The 18,602-nt window shown below is 73.0% G+C and carries 19 protein-coding genes; 11 read left to right on the forward strand and 8 right to left on the reverse strand.

The genetic code is table 11. The features are described 5' to 3' along the window. The first annotated feature begins 9 nt into the window (after positions 1 to 9). The 3 genes from ACQPYX_RS13650 to ACQPYX_RS13660 all read left to right on the forward strand — a co-directional run bounded on the left by ACQPYX_RS13650 (position 10) and on the right by ACQPYX_RS13660 (position 2,184). The gene (locus ACQPYX_RS13650) at positions 10 to 846 is read left to right on the forward strand and encodes a class I SAM-dependent methyltransferase (protein WP_433803452.1); all 837 of its coding nucleotides are present in this window, start codon (positions 10 to 12) and stop codon (positions 844 to 846) included. Beyond that, positions 843 to 1,802, forward strand: a complete 960-nt coding sequence (locus ACQPYX_RS13655) for a phytanoyl-CoA dioxygenase family protein (protein ID WP_433803453.1) — start codon at positions 843 to 845, stop codon at positions 1,800 to 1,802. Before ACQPYX_RS13650 ends, ACQPYX_RS13655 begins: the two co-directional genes overlap by 4 nt. Positions 1,803 to 1,875: 73 nt before the next feature. Beyond that, positions 1,876 to 2,184, forward strand: a complete 309-nt coding sequence (locus ACQPYX_RS13660) for an EthD family reductase (protein ID WP_433803454.1) — start codon at positions 1,876 to 1,878, stop codon at positions 2,182 to 2,184. Here ACQPYX_RS13660 and ACQPYX_RS13665 read toward each other — a convergent pair. From ACQPYX_RS13665 to ACQPYX_RS13685, 5 genes are all read right to left on the reverse strand, one after another. Beyond that, a complete protein-coding gene (locus ACQPYX_RS13665; RefSeq protein ID WP_433803455.1) occupies positions 2,171 to 3,331 on the reverse strand; it encodes a tetratricopeptide repeat protein in 1,161 nt (386 codons plus the stop codon). The two genes, ACQPYX_RS13660 and ACQPYX_RS13665, sit on opposite strands and share 14 nt — an antisense overlap. Further along, positions 3,328 to 4,575: an ATP-binding protein gene (locus ACQPYX_RS13670; protein WP_433803456.1), complete on the reverse strand. Its 1,248-nt coding sequence runs from the start codon at positions 4,573 to 4,575 to the stop codon at positions 3,328 to 3,330. The genes ACQPYX_RS13665 and ACQPYX_RS13670 overlap by 4 nt, the downstream gene beginning before the upstream one ends. A gap of 475 nt (positions 4,576 to 5,050) precedes the next feature. Next, positions 5,051 to 6,613, reverse strand: a complete 1,563-nt coding sequence (locus ACQPYX_RS13675; RefSeq protein ID WP_433803457.1) for a Na+/H+ antiporter — start codon at positions 6,611 to 6,613, stop codon at positions 5,051 to 5,053. Beyond that, positions 6,610 to 7,242 (reverse strand): class I SAM-dependent methyltransferase, encoded by a 633-nt coding sequence (locus ACQPYX_RS13680; protein WP_433803458.1) that lies wholly within the window; start codon positions 7,240 to 7,242, stop codon positions 6,610 to 6,612. The genes ACQPYX_RS13675 and ACQPYX_RS13680 overlap by 4 nt, the downstream gene beginning before the upstream one ends. A gap of 38 nt (positions 7,243 to 7,280) precedes the next feature. Beyond that, positions 7,281 to 7,733 carry a hypothetical protein gene (locus ACQPYX_RS13685; RefSeq protein WP_433803459.1) on the reverse strand — a complete coding sequence of 151 codons (453 nt, stop codon included), beginning with the start codon at positions 7,731 to 7,733 and terminating at the stop codon, positions 7,281 to 7,283. 180 nt (positions 7,734 to 7,913) lie between these two features. Here ACQPYX_RS13685 and ACQPYX_RS13690 point away from each other — a divergent pair, with 180 nt between their 5' ends. After that, positions 7,914 to 9,062 carry a sensor histidine kinase gene (locus tag ACQPYX_RS13690; RefSeq protein WP_433803460.1) on the forward strand — a complete coding sequence of 383 codons (1,149 nt, stop codon included), beginning with the start codon at positions 7,914 to 7,916 and terminating at the stop codon, positions 9,060 to 9,062. Then, positions 9,059 to 9,724: a response regulator gene (locus ACQPYX_RS13695; RefSeq protein ID WP_433803461.1), complete on the forward strand. Its 666-nt coding sequence runs from the start codon at positions 9,059 to 9,061 to the stop codon at positions 9,722 to 9,724. Before ACQPYX_RS13690 ends, ACQPYX_RS13695 begins: the two co-directional genes overlap by 4 nt. On the opposite strand, the gene ACQPYX_RS13700 is transcribed toward ACQPYX_RS13695, so the two are convergent. Beyond that, a complete protein-coding gene (locus tag ACQPYX_RS13700; protein WP_433803462.1) occupies positions 9,682 to 10,263 on the reverse strand; it encodes a GNAT family N-acetyltransferase in 582 nt (193 codons plus the stop codon). The genes ACQPYX_RS13695 and ACQPYX_RS13700 overlap by 43 nt on opposite strands. 89 nt (positions 10,264 to 10,352) lie before the next feature. Between ACQPYX_RS13700 and ACQPYX_RS13705 the strand changes: the two genes are divergently transcribed. Further along, the gene (locus tag ACQPYX_RS13705) at positions 10,353 to 10,880 is read left to right on the forward strand and encodes a Uma2 family endonuclease (RefSeq protein ID WP_433803463.1); all 528 of its coding nucleotides are present in this window, start codon (positions 10,353 to 10,355) and stop codon (positions 10,878 to 10,880) included. A 4-nt stretch (positions 10,881 to 10,884) separates the two neighbouring features. On the opposite strand, the gene ACQPYX_RS13710 is transcribed toward ACQPYX_RS13705, so the two are convergent. Continuing rightward, positions 10,885 to 11,505, reverse strand: a complete 621-nt coding sequence (locus ACQPYX_RS13710; protein ID WP_433803716.1) for a maleylpyruvate isomerase family mycothiol-dependent enzyme — start codon at positions 11,503 to 11,505, stop codon at positions 10,885 to 10,887. 204 nt (positions 11,506 to 11,709) lie between these two features. Beyond that, a complete protein-coding gene (locus tag ACQPYX_RS13715; RefSeq protein WP_433803464.1) occupies positions 11,710 to 12,597 on the reverse strand; it encodes a hypothetical protein in 888 nt (295 codons plus the stop codon). 227 nt (positions 12,598 to 12,824) lie between these two features. Here ACQPYX_RS13715 and ACQPYX_RS13720 point away from each other — a divergent pair, with 227 nt between their 5' ends. The 5 genes from ACQPYX_RS13720 (at position 12,825) to ACQPYX_RS13740 (ending at position 18,462) form a co-directional block, all read left to right on the forward strand. Beyond that, the gene (locus ACQPYX_RS13720) at positions 12,825 to 13,799 is read left to right on the forward strand and encodes a cation diffusion facilitator family transporter (RefSeq protein ID WP_433803465.1); all 975 of its coding nucleotides are present in this window, start codon (positions 12,825 to 12,827) and stop codon (positions 13,797 to 13,799) included. Positions 13,800 to 13,870: 71 nt separating this feature from the next. Beyond that, positions 13,871 to 15,508 carry a purine-cytosine permease family protein gene (locus ACQPYX_RS13725; protein WP_433803466.1) on the forward strand — a complete coding sequence of 546 codons (1,638 nt, stop codon included), beginning with the start codon at positions 13,871 to 13,873 and terminating at the stop codon, positions 15,506 to 15,508. Positions 15,509 to 15,541: 33 nt separating this feature from the next. Next, positions 15,542 to 15,844 carry an urease subunit gamma gene (locus ACQPYX_RS13730; RefSeq protein ID WP_018331582.1) on the forward strand — a complete coding sequence of 101 codons (303 nt, stop codon included), beginning with the start codon at positions 15,542 to 15,544 and terminating at the stop codon, positions 15,842 to 15,844. Continuing rightward, the gene (locus ACQPYX_RS13735; protein WP_433803467.1) at positions 15,841 to 17,892 is read left to right on the forward strand and encodes an urease subunit alpha; all 2,052 of its coding nucleotides are present in this window, start codon (positions 15,841 to 15,843) and stop codon (positions 17,890 to 17,892) included. Before ACQPYX_RS13730 ends, ACQPYX_RS13735 begins: the two co-directional genes overlap by 4 nt. A 75-nt stretch (positions 17,893 to 17,967) precedes the next feature. Next, a complete protein-coding gene (locus ACQPYX_RS13740; protein ID WP_433803468.1) occupies positions 17,968 to 18,462 on the forward strand; it encodes a methylated-DNA--[protein]-cysteine S-methyltransferase in 495 nt (164 codons plus the stop codon). Positions 18,463 to 18,602: the final 140 nt, after the last annotated feature.

The raw sequence follows: 18,602 nt of genomic DNA on the forward strand, positions 1-18,602 counted from the left end.
CGCGCACCCATGCCGCAGCAGGGCACCACGGAGGAACGCAGCCTCGCCCACTGGGCCGAGGAGGGCCGGGCGGGCATGGAGGCGTTCTACGCGCTCGCCACCGAGGACTACCGCCAGATGGTCGCCGCCCGGGACTGGGCGGCCGACCTTCGCGACCACGCCCGCGGCGGTGCGGTCACCGTGCTCGACGTCGCCTGCGGCAGCGGCAAGTTCCCTGCCGAGCTGCAGCGGCAGGGCCTCGCCGACGCCGTCGGCGACCTCCGGGTGGAGATCGATCTGCTCGACCCCTCGTCGTTCTCGATCGCCGAGGCCCGCTCCGTGCTGGCGGCCCCGTTCACCGTGCGGGCCGAGCACGAGGTCCGCATCCAGGATCTCCCCGCCGAGGTCGGCGGGTTCGACGTCGCGTGGGCGACGCACGCCCTCTACGCCGTCCCGCCCACCGAGATCGGGGTCGGGATCGCCCGGATGGTCGAGGCGCAGCGTCCCGGCGGGTTCGGCGCGATCGTCCACGCCTCCGCGGACTCGCACTACCTGCGCTTCGCAGAGGCCTTCCGCGCCACCTTCGCCCCGGACGCGGTGCCGTTCACGACCGCCGAGCAGGTGCGCGAGGCCCTCGTCGCGGCGGGCGTCGAGCCCGCCGTCGCCCCGATCCGCTACGACGTCGGCCACCCCGACCGGCGGGTGATCGAGGGGTTCCTGCAGCGCTGCGTGTTCGACGACTCGGTCCCCCTCGAGCGCATGGAGTCCGAGGGCGCGGTGGGGGAGTACCTCGCCGGCCGGGCCGGCGACGACGGCTACCGCTTCACCCAGGTCGTCCACGTCCTCACATGGGAGAGACCCGCATGAACCCGCACCTCAGCGAAGCCACCGCGGCCGGTGCCCCCGACGACGTCGCCCCCGCCTGGGACGGTGACAACGAGCAGTGGTGGGACTGGTACATGTCCCTCGCCGAGGGCGGGGCCCCGGCCGAGCTCGTCGACGTGCCCGCTGCGGATCCGGGCCCGCTGCCCGACGACGACGCGGTGATCGCCGAGCTCGCCGAGCCCTACGACCTGCCCGTCGGCGCGGCCGGCGCCTTCGCCGCGGACGGTTTCGTCGTCCTCCCGCGGGTGGTGTCCCCGGGCGCCGCCGAGGTGCTGCGCCGCCGCCTGACCGACCTGCTCGCGACGACGACCGGGTCCGCCCTGCGTGCCCGCGAGATGATGTGGCTGGAGGACCCGCTGGTCCGCGCGGCCGTGCTGTCGCCGCGGATCGCCGGCATCTGCGCCGCCCTCCTCGGGCACGACACGTTGCGGCTCTACCACGACAGCGCGCTCTGCAAGGAGCCCGGCGCGGGCCGGACGCCGTGGCACTACGACGCCCACCACTTCCCGCTCGACTCCCACGACGTCATCTCCACCTGGATGCCGCTGCAGCCCGTGCCCGCCGCGATGGGTCCGCTCTCGTTCGCGCGCGGCATGGACACCTGGCGGCTGGTCGAGGACGTGCCGTTCGACAAGGTCGGGACCTCCTACGACCTGCGCGTCTCGGAGGCGCTGCGGGACGCGGGCGTCGTCGTGCACGACGAGCCGTTCGCCCTCGGCGACGTCAGCTTCCACTCGACGCTGTGCTTCCACACCGCCGGCGCGAACCACACGACGACCCCGCGCATGGTGCTGGGGGCGACCTACTACGCCGATGGCGCCCGGGTGATCGACCACCCGACGATGGTCAGCGGGGACTGGCGGCTGTTCGTCCCGGACACCGAGCCGGGCGAGGCGGCGGCGAGCACCCGGAACCCGATCGTCACCGTTCGCCGCTGACCCCTTTCCCGACGGCGGGTCGGGCTGGTTGTGTTGCAGCGCACACGGAATTCCGCGCAGGGAGGGTCCACCGATGTACCGCCTGACCGCCAGCTACCACCACCCCGCCGACATGGAGAAGTTCGTCGCGCACTACCGCGACGTCCACGCTCCGCTGGCCAACGACCTGCCGGACCTCCGGGCGTTCACCTGGGGGGTGTGTGAGACGCCGGACGGCTCGAAGCCGGCGCACGCGCTGATCGCGGTCCTGGACTGGGACTCGAAGGAGGCCGCGCAGGCGTCGCTCGGCTCCGAGGCGGGGCAGAAGGCGGTCGCCGACCTCGACAACTTCGCCCAGGCCGGCATGGACATGGAGTTCCAGGAGGTCGTCAGGACGGTGTGACGTCGGGTCGTGGCGGACGCCTGGGCGGCGGCCGCCACAGCTCGGCCCGCTCCGTGGCCCGGTCCCGCCCGTAGCGCGCGGTCCGGGCCCGGCTGACGAGCACCGCGACCAGCCGCACGACGAGCCCGAGCAGCAGCAGGGGCGGGACGTGCACCCCGTTCGGCACCGGCAGGGCGACCAGCACCACGGCGAGGGCCGCCGTCACCATCGCGGACACCACGAGCGGCGCGACGACCGGGTCCCGCCGCCACGCCCGGGCGGCCGCCGGCCGCAGCGAGTCCGGGATCGCGCGGCGCAGCCACGCGGCGACCAGCCCCACGACGGCGAGCACCGCCACGACCGCCGCCCCGTGCCCGAGCGCCCCCGCGCCCGTCGAGGCGCCCGCGGCCGACGTCGGGAGCCGTGGGGCGAGCGCGACGCCGACGACGGCCGCCGCGAGGAACAGCACGGCGAGCACGAGACCCGCGCGGCGCACCAGCCCGAGCATGGCGAGCGGCACGTTGAAGGCCGCCGGTTCCAGCGTGGGGTCGATCGCGAGGGCCGACGCGAAGGAGCGCAGGGCACGGCGCGAGCGCGCGAGGGTCAGCTCGACGACCCCGAGGGCGTTGAGGTTGGCCGGGTCGTCGGGCTTGAGGCGCACCGCCTGCTGCAGGTGCGGCAGGGCTGCCCGGGCACCCCACCGGCCGTGGGTCGAGGCGAGGACCTGCCCGAGGGCGTAGTGGGCGTGGTCGTTCTCCGGGGCGAGCGCGACGGCCTGCTCACCGTGCGCGCGGGCCCGGTGGTAGTCGGCGCGGCCCTCCCCGCCGAGCATCTGGGCGAGCAGGACGTGCGCGAGGACGTGCTGCGGGTCGTGGCGGAGCAGCTCGTCGGCGGTCGCGACCGCCTCCGGGAAGCGGCGCGCGTGGTACAGCGTGTTGAGGCGCGTGTAGAGGTGGGCGGTCGGCGGGAGGCCGAGCTCCGCCGCGCGGTCGAGCGCGGCCAGCGACTCGTCGTGGTTCCCGGTCCGTTGCTCCAGCAGCGCGAGCACGTGGAAGGCCGCCGCGTCGTCCGGGTCCTCGGCGAGCGCGCGGACGATCTCGGGGCGGGCGAGGTCGTACTGGCGGGCGTCGACCAGCAGACCCGCCCGCCGCCGGGCCTCGCCGCTCACAGCAGCTTGTGGCGCTTCATGTAGGCGGCGAGGTCGTCGTAGGACCCGTCGCCGTTGGCGTACAGGGCCACCTGCCGGGCGGTGGTGAACCACGGCCCGGTCGAGGGCCGCATCTCGGCCGCTGCCGCGAGCAGGTCGTCCTGGCTGATCATCCGCACGGTGCCGGTGCTCACCGAGTCGAGCAGGGCGTGCTCGGTCGCCGCCTCGCAGAGGTGCGCCAGGTCCGCGCCGGAGAACCCCTCGGTGCGGGCCACGAGGGGCTTGAGCTTCACGTTCTCCACCGGCCGGTCGCGCAGGTGGTACTCCAGGATGGCGCGGCGGGCATGGTCGTCCGGGGGCACCACGAGGACCGTCCGGTCGAACCGTCCCGGTCGGCGCAGGGCCGGGTCGACGTCCCACGGCATGTTGCTCGCCGCCAGGACGAACACGCCCTCGTTGTCGGCCGACACCCCGTCGAGCTCGGCGAGCATCTGCGTGATCACCTGGCGCAGCACCCCACCGACCACCGCCGAGCGCTTCTGCGCGATGCCGTCGAGCTCGTCGAAGAACAGGACGCAGGGGGCGGCCGCGCGGGCGGCGAGGAAGACGTCGTGCATGTTCCGCTCGGAGGTGCCGGCCCACTGCTCGAGCACGTCGTGGATGCCGACGGCGAGGAAGCCCGCCCCCAGCTCACCCGCGAGCGCTCGCGCGAAGAACGTCTTGCCGCATCCCGGCGGCCCGTAGAGCAGCAGCCCGCCGCGCAGGCTCTTGCCGTACAAGGCCCGCAACTTCTCGTTGCGCAGCGGCGCCAGGAAGGCGGCCTCCAGCCGCTTCTTCACCGCGTCCATCCCGCCGACGTCGGCCAGCCGCAGGTCCGGGCGCTCCACCGCGAAGCGACCGCTCCCGGTGGGCGGGTGCACGCCGACCGGCTCCGGTGCCTCGTCCTCGGGCGCGAACCGCGGTCCGACGACGTCGCTGACCTCGGCCTCGGCCGCCGCCCAGTCGAAGGCGGGCTTCCCGACGACGGGGCGGGGCGGTTCGGGCGGTCGGGGCGCGGCGGGCGGCGCGAGGGCGCGCGCCATCAGGGCGGTGGCCTCGGGGTTCCCGGGCTCCCGCCCGAGCACGGCGGCGACGTGCGTGACCGCCTCCGGCTGCTCGCCCGCGTCGAGCAGCAGCCCGGCGAGGTGCAGCCGCAGCGTCGTGTCCTCCGGCGCCGCCGTGACGGCGGCCCGCAGGCTGTCGAGCAGGGGATCGGCGCCGCTCACCCGACGCACCCTAGTGCTGCGGCCGCACCCTGAGGGACCGGACGATCGAGTCGTCCGGGGACGGAGCCCCCAGGGTGGGTTGCGGGACGCACACAGTCGGGCCGGCGGACCTGCCGCGCGGGTCGGGTTGCGTGCCGCACACGGTCGGGATGAAGGACCTGGGGGGCGGATCATGTTGCGGGACGCACACGGTGGAGGGTGACGACCCGTGTCGGGCCGCGCGTTGCGCTGCGCAACGCGGGAGTGCGGGGGCACCGGCGGGCCTGACCGTGTGCGCCGCGTAAACGCGGGAGTGCGGGGGCACCGGCGGGCTTGACCGTGTGCGCCGCGCAACGCGGGAGTGCGGGGGCACCGGCGGGCTTGACCGTGTGCGCCGCGCAACGCGGGAGTGCGGGGGCACCGGCGCGCCTGACCGTGTGCGCTGCGCAACGCCTCGGGCGCGGTACACCACCCGAGCGCAGCCCGTCGTCGGGAATCAGCGGTCGAGCATGGCCTCCTCGTAGTCCAGCTCGCGGAGGAGTTCGCGCATCGCGGTCTCCTCCAGACGTCCCATGTCGCGGAAGCGGACGAAGGTCTGGCGCTCGGCGTCGAGCATGGCGCGGCGCAGCCGGACGAACGCCACCGAGGGCGACTCGCCGATCTCCTCGGCGGGGCGGCCGAGCCGTTCCCAGGCGCCGTTGGAGCGCTGTTCGGCCCAGGAGCGGAGCTGGTCGGTGACGTGGTCGGGCGTGCGGTCGTCGTCGGTCCCGGTCAGCTCCTCGAGTCGGGCCAGCGCGTGCTCGGCGGCCGCCTGCTTCGCGGCGGCCTCCTTGAGCGTGTCGGCCTGGGCGCCGGTGTCGTAGACGTTGAGCCGGCGGATGACCCAGGGGAGCGACAGGCCCTGCAGGAGGAGCGTCCCGACCGTCACGACGAAGGCCAGGAACAGCACGATGTCGCGGCCCGGCATCAGCGGGTCGATGGTGAAGGCCGCGGCGAGCGTCACCACGCCCCGCATCCCGGCCCACGACAGCACCAGGGGCACCCGGGCCGGCATCGCCGGTCCCCGCGCCCGGACCTTGGGCAGGAGCCGCGGCAGGTAGATCGTCGGGAACATCCAGGCGAACCGGGCGAGGATCGTGGCGGCGAGCACGGCGACCGAGGACCACGCGACGACGGCGAAGGAGATGCGCAGGTCGGCGACGACGACCGCCAGCTGCAGCCCGATCAGCGCGAAGACGAGTGCCTCGAGCAGCCGGTCGAGCGCCTTCCACACCGCCTGGTCCTGGATGCGGGTGGCGAACCCGCCCTCGTTGGACTTGTGCCCGAGGTAGAGCCCGGCGATCACGACGGCGAGCACCCCGGACGCGTGGACCTCCTCCGCGAGCAGGTAGATCGCGAACGGGACGACGAGACCGACCGCGCTCTCCAGCGACGAGTCGCCGAGCCGCAGCCGCACGCGGTGGATCACCCAGCCCGCGACGGCCCCGATGGCGATGCCGCCCGCGGCGGCGAGGACGAACTCGCCGATGCCCTCCCAGAGCGACGCGCCGGTGCCGAGGGCGACCGCGAGGAGCACCCGGAACAGGGTCAGCGCCGTCGCGTCGTTGAGCAGGCTCTCGCCCTCGAGGACGGTCATCATGCGGCGGTTGAGGCCGAGGCGGCGCCCGATCGACGCGGCGGCCACCGCGTCCGGCGGTGCGACCACCGCCCCGAGGACGAGTGCGCTCGCGAGCGGGAGGCCCGGGACGACCCACCACGCGACGAGACCGACGACCGCCGTCGTGAAGATGACCAACCCGAACGCGAGCTGGCCGATGCGGTTGAGGTTCTCCCGGATGCGCAGCGCGGAGGACTCCAGCGCCGCCGAGTAGAGCAGCGGCGGGAGGACGAGGAAGAGGACGAGGTCGGGGTTCAGCGGCACGTTCGGGATGCCCGGGACGAAGGACAGCACGAGCCCGACCAGGACGAGCAGCAGGGGCGACGAGACGCGGAAGCGGTCGGCGAGGGCGGTGACCGCCAGCGAGACGACGAGGACGACGAGCAGGGCGAGGCCGTTCACGGGGTGGTGCTCCCTCGGCGGTGGACGCTCACCGCGTAGCCGCCACCGGCGTACGGCTCGACGCCGTCCCAGTCCGCGGTGCGCGTGAGCAGCTGCAGGCCGGCGCCGACGGCGGCCGTGTCGTAGGCGTGCAGGTCGGGGAACGGGACGCCGTCGGGCAGGGTGAACGGGACGTGCTCGTCGTCGAGCCCGAACCCGAGCACGAGCAGCCCGCCCGGCCGCAGGTGGGCGGCCAGGCGGGCGACCACGCGCGCGTGCGTCCCCGGCGTCAGCAGCGGCCAGAGATTGCCTGCGCCGACCACGAGGTCGAAACGGCGGCCGAGGTCGAGGGCGGTCAGGTCGCGCAGGTGCCACGTGAGGTGCGGCGCGGCCGCGCGGGCTTCGTCGAGCATGGAGACGTCGAGGTCGACGCCCTCCACGCGGTGCCCGAGCCCGGCGAGGTGGATCGCGACGCGGCCCGTCCCGCACCCGGCGTCGAGCACGTCCCCGGGGCAGGCGCCGAGCAGTTCGTGGACCCGCCGGGCCTCGCCGTGCAGGTCGGCGCCCTCCGCCGCCATCGTCGCGAACCGTTCCGCGTAGCCGGGTCCGGCGGTGCCTCCGGTGACGGCGATCCAGGGGTTCTCGGGCACCGGCGCATGTTAGTGCGGAGGTGGGCGGAGCGACGGGCTCACCAGTCCTGGACGAACACGAAGGCCGCCAGCCAGAGCACGATCGCGAGGACCCCGAGGGTGAGGCCGGTGCGGGCGAGCGACAGTCGGCCCGCCCCCTGGTCGGCGCGCGTCGTCGCCAGCCGGCCGAGCAGCACCGCCCCGATCCCGAGGACCAGGGGCACCCCGGTCCAGAAGACGGCGCAGCCGAGGGTGCCGAGCGCCCCGGTCACGACGGCGCCCGGAGCCGCACGGTTCCCGGCGTCCGGTTCGCGGGCCAGGAGCAGGACGACGGCCCACACCGCGACGGCGACTGCGGTCTGGATCGACATCACGATGAGATCGCCCCCGTCGACGCGGTGTTCCGGCCCGACCAGGAGCCCGACGACGTCCGCGGTCCACATGAGGAGGAGGGCGGCGCCTCCGAGGGCGAGCCGAGGGGCGAGTGCTGACGTACGCGTCGAGGTGGTCATGTCGGACCCTTTCGTGAGGTCAACCGGCCATGCCGACGCTAGGAACCATCGGCCCGTGCGGACGTCGACCGACGGGCACGACGACCCGGACGGACGGGGTGCAGTCGTCGGCCTCCAGGTGTGCGGCACTACCTCCACGGATGGATGACGCGCGTGGTTCGTCCGGTTAGCGTCCGCCGCATGACCGAGCGCTGGGACCGTGTGCGGGCCCCGGTCGTCGACGTGCTCCTCGCGGTCGTCCTCACTGTCGCCACGCAGGTCGAACTCTCGCTCGCCGAGGTCGTCGAGGGGCCGGAGTGGGCCCAGCGGCTGACGTTCCTCCTCGCGACCCTCGCGGTGGGTCTACGCCGGTCGGCTCCACTCGGCGCCGCCCTCATCTGCGCTGCGGCGATGGCAGCGCAGACGCCCCTCGGGGCGGCAGGGGTCGTCGGCGGGTTCCTCGCGCTCATGGTCGTGACGCACTCGGTCGCCCTCCGCAGCGAGCGTGTGGCGGCGTGCGTCGGGCTGGCCGGGGTGCTGATCGGGGTACACGTCTACGACGTCCTCTTCTGGGAGGAGACGAGCGTCGCCGACCTCGTCGGGAACGCCGCCATCTTCGTCGGGATCTGGGGCCTCGGTCGAGGAGCTCGGCGGTGGCGCGAGCACGCGGAGCAACGTCGCGTGGAGGCGGCTGTCGCGGTACGGGACCAGGAGGAACGCGCGCGCCGGGCGGTCCGTGAGGAGCAGACGCGGATCGCGCGGGAGCTCCACGACGTGGTCGCCCACGGCATCAGCGTCATGACGCTCCAGGCGGGCGCGGCTCGTCAGGTGCTGAGCGACGACCAGCCGGCGGTCACGGCTGCCCTGCTGGCCGTGGAGGACAACGGCCGCCGCTCGCTGGACGACATGCATCGACTGCTGGGGCTGCTCCGCCCGGCGGACGGACCGGACGGCGGGCTGCAGGGGACCGGCGTCGCCGATCTGGTCGAGCGCACCCGCGCGGGCGGGCTCCCCGTCACCGTCGTGACGTTCGGTAGCGACCACGACGTCGCACCGAGCCTGGCGCTCACCGTGCACCGGATCGTGCAGGAGGCGTTGACCAACGCGCTGCGGCACGGGTCCCGGGAGGACGTGGTGGTCCGGCTGCACTACGCACCGGACGAGATCACCGTCGAGGTCGACGACCAGGGACGCGGAGGCGGCGGTGTCGGCACGCCGGGCTCCGGCCTCGGGCTGATCGGGATGCGCGAGCGGGTGGCGGTGTTCGACGGCGACTTCGTCGCCGGACCGCGCGACGACGGCGGCTGGGTGGTGCGGGCCCGTCTGCCCCGGATCGGTGCCCCGGTGTGATCGACGTCGTGGTCGCCGACGACGAGGCCCTGGTCCGCGGTGGGATCCGGATGATCCTCGAGGCCCAGGGCGATCTCGTCGTCGTGGGCGAGGCCGCCGACGGGGCGGAGGCCGTCCGGCTCGTCGTCGATCTCCGCCCCGCGGTGGTCCTCATGGACGTCCGCATGCCGCGCCTCGACGGGCTCGAGGCCACGCGCCGGATCGTCCGCTCGTCGGCCGGGACGAAGGCGCTGATGTTGACCACGTTCGACCAGGACGCCCACGTGTACGACGCCCTGCGCGCCGGTGCCGGCGGGTTCCTGCTCAAGAGCTCTCCACCGGAACACCTGGTGCACGCCGTGCGGGTGGTCGCGGCGGGGGAGTCGCTGCTCGATCCGTCGATCACCCGTCGGCTGGTCGAACGTTTCGTGTCGCGCCCGTCGCCGGCCATGGCCGCCCGGGACGTACTCGCGCACATCAGCGACCGTGAGTCGGAGGTCCTCCGCCTCGTGGCGCGCGGCCTGTCCAACGCGGAGATCGCCCGGACCCTGTTCCTCAGCGAGGGCACGGTCAAGACCCACGTGAACCGGTTGTTGCGCAAGCTGGACCTGCGCGACCGGGTCCAGGCCGTCGTCCTCGCCTACGAGTCCGGTCTCGTGGAGCCCGGGGAGGTCGATCGCTGACCGGCCCCCCGCTCGAGGCGGTAGACGCGGTGGTCCGGGGGATCGACCGGGTTGTCGGGCGCAGCGAGCGCCTCGCCGACGAACCGGAACCCGGCCTTCTCCAACGCCCGCCAGGACGCGGGGTTGCCGGCCACGACCGGGACCAGCAGGACGCCGCAGTCCGGATGGGCGGCGAAGGTGTCGGCGGCGAGGGCGCGGATCAACGCGGTGCCGAGACCGTGGCCGACGTCGGCCGGGTCGCCGATCAGGTAGTCGATCGTCATCGCGTCCGTCGGGACGTCGATCTGGCTCGCGAACTCCTCGACCTCTTCCGGGTACGCGTGCCAGAAGGAGCGTTGACAGAGGCCGAGGGGACGCTCGTCGAGCTCGGCGATCAGGTCCTCGGCCGGTTCCTGGCCGCGCAGGGTCGGTCCGAAGTCCCGCTCGACCGCCTCCGGGCTCGGGTCGTGCGCCCACCATCGCGCCACGTGCGGCTCGTCCAGCCAGCGCCCGATGAGCGGGAAGTCGTCGGCCGTGACGCGGCGGAAGATCAGGTGCACGGGGCCAGCCAACTCCGGCCGACGACGGGTCGGGACGGATTTCGTCCGGCGGGAACCGTGGGACGATCGGCTGCGTCCGAGGAGGTGAGATGACCGTGACCGTCCCGCCGGACCACCTGATCGACCTGGCCGAGTGGGAGGCCCTGCCCGAGGACACCTCCGCGCGGTGCGAGCTGGTGGAGGGCGTGCTGGTCGTCAGCCCTCGCCCGGCGTTCCGGCACCAGGAGCTGGTGTTCGAGCTGTGCCGACAACTGCGGACCCAGCTCCCGGACGGTCTGACCGCGTTGCCCGAGATCGAGCTCGTCGTCGACTCCGTTGGCCCCGCCACCGTGCGCGTGCCCGACGTCGCGGTCCTCCCGACCGACCTCGTGGCGGACCGTGCCCGCGCCCGCCGGGGGGACCTCGTCGCTGTGCTCGAGGTCGTCTCACCTGGCTCGGGACGGACCGACCGGGTGGCGAAGCTCGCCGAGTACGCCGAGGTCGGCATCCCGTACTACGTGATCGTTGACCCGGACGGGTCCGTCGCGGAGTTCGTCCTCGACGACGGGACCTACCGGCTCGTCGCGGAGCACCGAGGAACTGCGAGCCTGACGCTCGGTCCGACGATCTCGATCTGAACGATCAACCGAGTCGAGGGGCGAGGACCGGGACACCGTCGCCCTCGAGCTCATCGGCGACCGGCCTCCCGGCGATCGCCATCACGAGCGCCTCGGCCGGTCCTCGCACCGTGCCGCGCCGGCGGGTGACGGGCCCGAAGGACCAGGCGATGTCCGTGGCCTCGAGCCGCAGGTCGTGGACGCCGAGGACGCCGCGGATCGGCGGAGCGAACAGTGCGAGGGTCAGTGCCGGGCGGAGTCGCTCCTCGGGGATGGAGCGCGGCAGCCCGAGCGGGCGCCGGACGTCCTGCTGGTGGATGAGCCCGTCGACCAGACCGATGCGTCCGCCCATCCCGGCGGTCAGACCCTGCGGGGTGAGGTGGGCCCGCAGGAGTGCGACGAGCTCGTCGGGTGAGCGTCGGCCGTACTCCTCCACGCCCAGCGCGTTGGCGCCGTCCGGGTTCCCGCCGGCCCGGAGGAGCCGGCGTCCAAGGTCCGCCCAGGACAGCTCGTCGTAGCTGATGGTGTGGGCGACGACCTGGCGCACCGTCCAGCCCGCGCAGAGGCTGGGCGCCTCCCACTGCTCCGCGGTGAGCCCCGCGAGCAGGTCGGTGAACTCGGTGCGCTCGGCCCGGGCGAGATCCATCACGGTCACGGGCGGCACCCTACGGACCGGACTCTTCCTTGAGTGGGACACAGGGCAGGTTCCGGGGCCGCGGGTCCTGCATGGTGTGCCTCTCGCGAGACGGGCCTGTCCTGCGGCGTGCGGCCCGACCGCCGAGGTGCACACAGGGCAGGTTCCGGAGCTTCGGAACCTGCCCCATGTACCTCTCGCGGCGGGGAGTGGGGGTCAGCCGCAGACGCAGTCGCCGCCGTTGTTGCCGTGGCCCCCGCTGTTGCCGCCACCGTTGTTGCCCGGGTGGCCGTTGTTGCCGTGGTTGTTGCCCGGGTGGCCGTTGTTGCCGCCGTTGTTGCCGCCGCCGTTGCCGGGCTCGGTGGTGGGCGGCGTGGTGGGCGGCGTGGTCGGGTCGACCGGGGTGGTCGGCTTCGTCAGCTCGAAGTCGTAGGTGGTCCTCGGCGTCGTGATCAGGTCGACCGCCGACTCCAGGCCGGAGTTACCGCTGCCCTGGTTGATGGCCACGCCCTGCACGACGAGGTCGGGTGCTCCCGTCACGTAGTCCGTGAGCGGCTTGTCGCCGCCGTTGGCGCAGAATGCCTGGTTGTCCGCGAGGACGCCGGGGATGACCTTCGTCGAGCACCACCGACCGGCCCCGGCCTGGTAGCGGTTCCACTGGTCCGGCGCGGTGCTGGCGCCCGCGTTGTAGACCGGCTCGTAGAAGAGGGTTGCGAAGCCTCCGGTCTCGGCGCCGTTGAAGTCGACGATCAGCTGCAGGCTCGGGAACTGGAACGCGGTGTCGGCGGCGCCCTGGTAGGCGGAGTAGGCCCCGGTCGCGATCCAGTTCGCCAGGTCGGTCTCCGCCCCTTGGGCCGGGGCGGCGTAGCTCGCCTTGTCGTCGCCCGTGGGGGTCGACAGGCGGAAAGCCGCCTTACCGCCGCCGGCCGGCGCGCCGTACTCGTCGGAGACCTCGCCCTTCCCCGCGCCCTTCGAGCCGTTGTCCTCGAACGGAATCAGGTCCGGCAGGACGTAGGTCGTGTTCGCGGGTGTCGCGATCGGCAGCAGGTCGAGCGGCGCGGCGCTGCTCGACCCGAGCAGCGCGGCGGAGGTGCCGCCGATCACCAGTGCCCCGGTTGCCGCGAGTGCGGCAACCGTCCGTCGTCCCAGTCGAATGCGGTGCTTGCCCATCCGGTGCGTCCTTCCCCCGATGTCCTGACGCGACCGCGGACGCAGTCACACCGCGGGTAACGAAACGATCACGGAAGGGTGATGGGTCGGTTCCGGACGAGTTTCAACGCGTGATGAAGCGCAAGCCCCACATGCGCATGCGTGCATGTATCGTCCGGGTCATGGGGCACGATCACGGGCACGGACATGGCCACGGGCACGGGGCAGGCGCCGACGGGCGCCGGCTCACGATCGCCCTCGTGGTCACGGCGCTCGTGCTCGTCTCGGGTGCGATCGGGGCCTGGATCACCGGCTCCCTGTCGCTGCTCGCCGACCTCGGCCACCAGGTCACCGACGTGGCCGCGCTCGTCACGGCCGTCGTGGCCGCGCGGCTCGCGCAGCGTCCGCCGAGCGCCCGCCGCACGTTCGGGCTGGGGCGCAGCGAGGTGCTCGGCGCCGCCGTGAATGCTCTGGCCCTGCTCGCCGTCACCGTGTGGGTCGCGGTCGAGGCGGTCGAGCGGCTGCTCGCCGACACGCCGCCGGAAGTGCCCGGGCTGGCGCTGCTCGTCTTCGGTGCGGTCGGCCTCGTCGGGAACCTGATCTCCCTGGCCGTCCTCTCCGGCGGGAGCGGTTCGCTCAACGTCCGCGGTGCGGCGCTGCACGTCCTCGGCGACGCGCTCGGGTCGGTGGCCGTGATGGTCGCCGCGGGCGTCCTCCTGCTCACCGGCTGGCCCTACGCCGACGTCGTGGCCTCGCTGGTCATCGTCGCGATCCTGGTCCCGCGCACCGTCGCGCTGCTCTCGACGACCGCGCACGTCCTGCTCGAGGGTGCGCCGGCGGGCATGGACGTCGAGGAGGTGCGGGCGGCCCTGCTCGCCGTGCCCGGCGTGCGGGAGGTGCACGACCTGCACGTGTGGGTCATCTCCGACCGCACCCCGGCCGCGTCGGCGCACCTCGTCGTGGACGACGGCACCACCTCGCACTGCGAGGGTCGCTCCGACCACGGCAGCGTGCTCGACCGGGCCGCCGCGGCGCTGCGCGACCGCTTCGGCCTGGAGCACTCCACGCTGCAGATCGAGACGCCCGAGCACGCCGACCACGAGGAGCACTGCGCCCCGCCCGCCGTTAACCACCCCGTGACACCGCGGCAAAGCTGACCTCATCGGGCTCACCCAGGCTTCACCGCGCCACCACTCGAACGGGGTGGCGGGCGGAAGGGGTGGTGCGGATGTCGCAGGACGTGCAGGCTCCGGCGGCGGCAGCTCCGGCGAAGGCCAACGAGACCCTGGAGGACTACACCCTCCGGTTCGCGCCACGGAGCTACCGGAAATGGTCGACCGGCGTCGTCGCGACGTCCGCCCTCGGCGGGATCGCCTATCTCGCCGACTTCGCGATCGGCGCCAACATCGGCATCTCCTACGGCACGGTGAACGCGCTCTGGGGGATCGGCGTGTTCGCGGTCGTCATCTTCCTGTCGGGGTTCCCGCTGGCCTACTACGCCGCGCGCTACAACCTCGACCTCGACCTCATCACCCGGGGCAGCGGCTTCGGCTACTACGGGTCCGTCGTCACGAACATCATCTTCGCGACGTTCACCTTCATCTTCTTCGCCCTCGAGGGCTCGATCATGGCGCAGGGCCTCGAACTCGGGCTCGGCCTGCCGTTGTGGGCGGGGTACGCCCTCTCGACGGTCATCATCTTCCCGCTGGTCGTCTACGGGATGAGCCTGCTCTCGAAACTGCAGCTCTGGACGACGCCGCTGTGGCTCGTCCTCATGGTCGCGCCGTTCGTCTACCTGCTGCTCAGCCACCCGGAGTCGGTGCAGACGTTCTTCGCCTACCAGGGTGAACAGGGGCAGGGGACCCCGTCGCTCGGCGCGGTCTTCCTCGCCGCCGGGGTCTGCCTCTCCCTGATCGCGCAGATCGCCGAGCAGATCGACTACCTGCGGTTCATGCCGCCGAAGACGCCCGCGAACTCCCGTCGTTGGTGGACCGCGGTGGTGCTCGCCGGCCCTGGCTGGGTCATCTTCGGGGCGGCGAAGCAGGTGGTGGGCCTCTTCCTCGCGGTGTACCTGCTCGCCAACGTCGCGGGTGCGTCGGAGTTCGCGAACGAGCCCGTGCGCCAGTTCGTCGTGATCTACAACGACATCCTGCCGGGCTGGCTCGCGCTCACCCTCGCGGTGATCCTCGTCGTGATCAGCCAGATCAAGATCAACGTGACGAACGCGTACTCGGGCTCCCTGGCCTGGACGAACTCGTTCACCCGCGTCACCAAGCACTACCCGGGCCGGCTCGTGTTCCTCGGCGTGAACCTGGCGATCGCGCTGATCCTGATGGAAGCCAACATGTTCGACTTCCTCAACACGATCCTCGGCTTCTACGCCAACTGCGGCATGGCGTGGGTGGTCGTCGTGGCCACCGACATCGCGATCAACAAGTACGTCCTCGGCCTCTCCCCGAAGCAGCCGGAGTTCCGGCGCGGGATGATCTACGACGTCAACCCGGTCGGGTTCGTCTCGATGATCGTCTCGGCGGGCGTCTCGATCGTCGCCTTCTTCGGCGGGCTCGGGGCGACGATCGCGCCGTACTCGCCCCTGGTCGCCATCGTGCTCGCCTTCGTCCTGCCGCCGATCCTCGCGATCGCCACGAAGGGGAGGTACTACCTGCGCCGTCCCGACGACGGGATCGACTCGCCCCTGCTCGACGAGTACGGCAATCCCTCGGCGGAGACGCTGCACTGCCAGGTCTGCGACCAGGACTTCGAGCGTCCGGACATGACCGCGTCCGGCACGGGGAGCGGCCACGTCTGCTCGCTGTGCCTGTCCACCGACCGCAGCGGAGCCCACGTCCTGCCGGCGTCCCCGTAATCTCGCCGCGACGCCGACCGGGAGGAGCCCAGGGTGCTGCTGTCGCCCCACGAACAGGAGAAGTTGCTGCTGCACGTGGCGGCGAACCTCGCCCGGGAACGTCGGGGGCGGGGCCTGCGGCTCAATCACCCCGAGGCGGTCGCCCTGCTGAGCTCCTGGATCCTCGAGGGCGCCCGCGACGGGCGGTCGGTCGCCGAACTCATGGCCGACGGGCAGCACGTGCTGACCCGCGACGACGTCATGGAGGGCGTGCCGGAGATGGTCCCCAGCGTGGCCGTGGAGGCGACGTTCCCGGACGGCACGAAGCTCGTCACCGTGCACGAGCCGATCCAGTGACCGGCCCCGGTGCGATCCTCCCCGGCGACGGCGACATCGTCGCGGGGGAGGGAGCTCGGACGCTCTCGCTGACCGTGACGAACACGGGCGACCGGCCGATCCAGGTCGGCTCGCACATGCACTTCGCGTCGACGAACCCGGCGCTGGCGTTCGACCGCGCGGCCGCGTCCGGGATGCGCCTGGCGATCCAGGCGGGGACCTCGGTGCGGTTCGAGCCCGGTGTCGAGAAGGACGTCGACCTCGTGGCGCTCGGCGGGCGGGGGTCGTTCCCGGGCGGGCGTCTGGACGTGGCCGATCCCTTTGGCACCGAGTGGTCGTCGGGAAGCACCAGCAGTGGCTGGAGCGTCGGGCGCGACCGCTACGCGGCGCTCTTCGGCCCGACGACGGGCGACCGTGTCCGCCTGGCCGACACCGACCTGACGATCCGCGTCGAGGAGGACCGCTCGCGGGGCCCGCGCGGCGGGGACGAGGCGGTGTTCGGCGGCGGGAAGGTCATCCGCGAGTCGATGGGGCAGTCGCGCGCGACCCGGTCCGAGGGTGCGGCCGACCTGGTGATCACCGGGGCACTGGTGCTCGACCACTGGGGGGTCGTGAAGGCCGACGTCGGCGTGCGCGACGGACGGATCGTCGGGCTCGGCAAGGCCGGCAACCCGGACACCATGGACGGGGTCTCGCCGGAGCTCGTGATCGGCCCGTCCACGGAGATCCTCGCCGGGAACGGCCTCGTCCTGACGGCGGGCGGGGTCGACTGCCATGTCCACCTCATCAGCCCGCAGCAGATCCCCGAGGCGCTCGGCTCCGGCATCACGACGTGGATCGCCGGCGGCACCGGCCCGGCCGAGGGCACGAAGGCGACGACCGTGACGCCGGGCGCGTGGTGGCTCGCGCGGATGTTCACCGCGCTGGACGCGGTGCCGCTGAACGTCTCGCTGCTCGGCAAGGGCAATACCGTGGGGCTCGAGGCGATGCGCGAGCAGGTCGCGGCGGGCGCGTCCGGGTTCAAGGTGCACGAGGACTGGGGCGCGACCCCGGCCGCGATCGACGCGGCCCTGCGGGTGGCCGACGAGACGGGCGTGCAGGTCGCGCTGCACACCGACACGCTCAACGAGGCGGGCTACGTCGACTCGACGCTCGGCGCGATCGCCGGCCGGTCGATCCACGCGTACCACACCGAGGGTGCCGGGGGCGGGCACGCGCCGGACATCATCACGGTCGCCGGGCAGCCGCACGTGCTCCCGTCGTCGACCAACCCGACCCGCCCGCACACCGTGAACACCGTCGACGAGCACCTCGACATGCTCATGGTCTGCCACCACCTCTCGCCGTCGATCACGGAGGACCTGGCGTTCGCCGAGTCGCGGATCCGGGCGTCGACGATCGCCGCGGAGGACCTGCTCCACGATCTCGGCGCCATCTCGATGATCGGCTCGGACTCGCAGGCGATGGGGCGGGTCGGGGAGGTCGTGCTGCGGACCTGGCAGACCGCGCACGCGGCCCGACGACGCGTCACGGGGCTCACCGGGGTGTCCGCGTCCGGCGACGACAACGACCGCGCGCGGCGCTACGTCGCCAAGTACACGATCTGCCCCGCGGTGGCGCACGGGTTGGACGGCGAGGTCGGGTCGGTGGAGGTCGGGAAGCTCGCCGACCTCGTGCTGTGGGACCCGGCGTTCTTCGGCGTCCGTCCGCAGGTCGTCGTCAAGGGCGGCATGATCGCCTGGGGCCGGATGGGCGACGCCAACGCCTCGATCCCGACCCCACAGCCCGAGCTGTCCCGCCCGATGTTCGGCGCGATGGGGGCCGCCCCGGCGGCGTCGTCCGTCTTCTTCACGGCGCCCGGCGTCACCCCGCCCGACGTGGACGTGTCGCGCCGGTTCGTCCCGGTGCGGTCCACCCGCGGCGTGGCGAAGGTCGACATGCCGCAGAACGACGCGACCCCGGACATCCGCGTCGACCCGGAGACGTTCACGGTGACGATCGACGGCACGGTCGTCGACCCCGACCCGGTGCGCGAGCTGCCGATGGCCCAGCGGTACTTCCTGTTCTAGGTGGCCTTCGGCCTCGTGAGTACTTTTCCGTGTCAGAGCACGGACTACTACTCACAGGGCCGGAGGCCACCTCACATGGCGGTCACGCACTCGATCATGGACAGCCCGCTCGGCCCGCTGACCCTGCGGGCCGACGACGGGGTGCTGTCGGGGCTCTACATGACCGACCACCGCCACGGGCCGGGCGCCGAGGCGCTGGGGGAGCGGGTCGCCGACGCGGTGCCGGCCGCGCGGGAGGAGCTGGCGGCCTACTTCGACGGGGCGTTGCGGGAGTTCACCGTCGACGTCGTCCTGCGGGGCACGGAGTTCCAGTCGCGCGTGTGGTCGGCCCTGCGCACCATCCCGTTCGGCGAGACCCGGACCTACGGCGACCTGGCCACGGCGATCGGCGCGCCCACCGCCGTCCGAGCGGTGGGCCTGGCGAACGGGAAGAACCCGGTCAGCATCGTCGTGCCGTGCCACCGGGTGATCGGCGCGAACGGGTCCCTCACCGGCTACGGCGGGGGCATGGAGCGCAAGCGCGCCCTGCTCGACCACGAGGGGCTCGGTGCGCCGACGCTGTTCGGGTGACCGCCCTGCTCGTCCGTGATCACGCCGGCGGGGCGGAGGTGGCTGATGTCGATCTTCTATCCGGCCACCACGGTCCCTTCGACGTGATCATGCCCGGATGCAGCGCGGGCTGCCGGGGAATCTGCCGGTAACACGGGCCG

The sequence above is a fragment of the Actinomycetospora sp. CA-084318 genome (assembly GCF_050955885.1).
In the GTDB taxonomy this organism is placed as follows: Bacteria; Actinomycetota; Actinomycetes; order Mycobacteriales; family Pseudonocardiaceae; genus Actinomycetospora.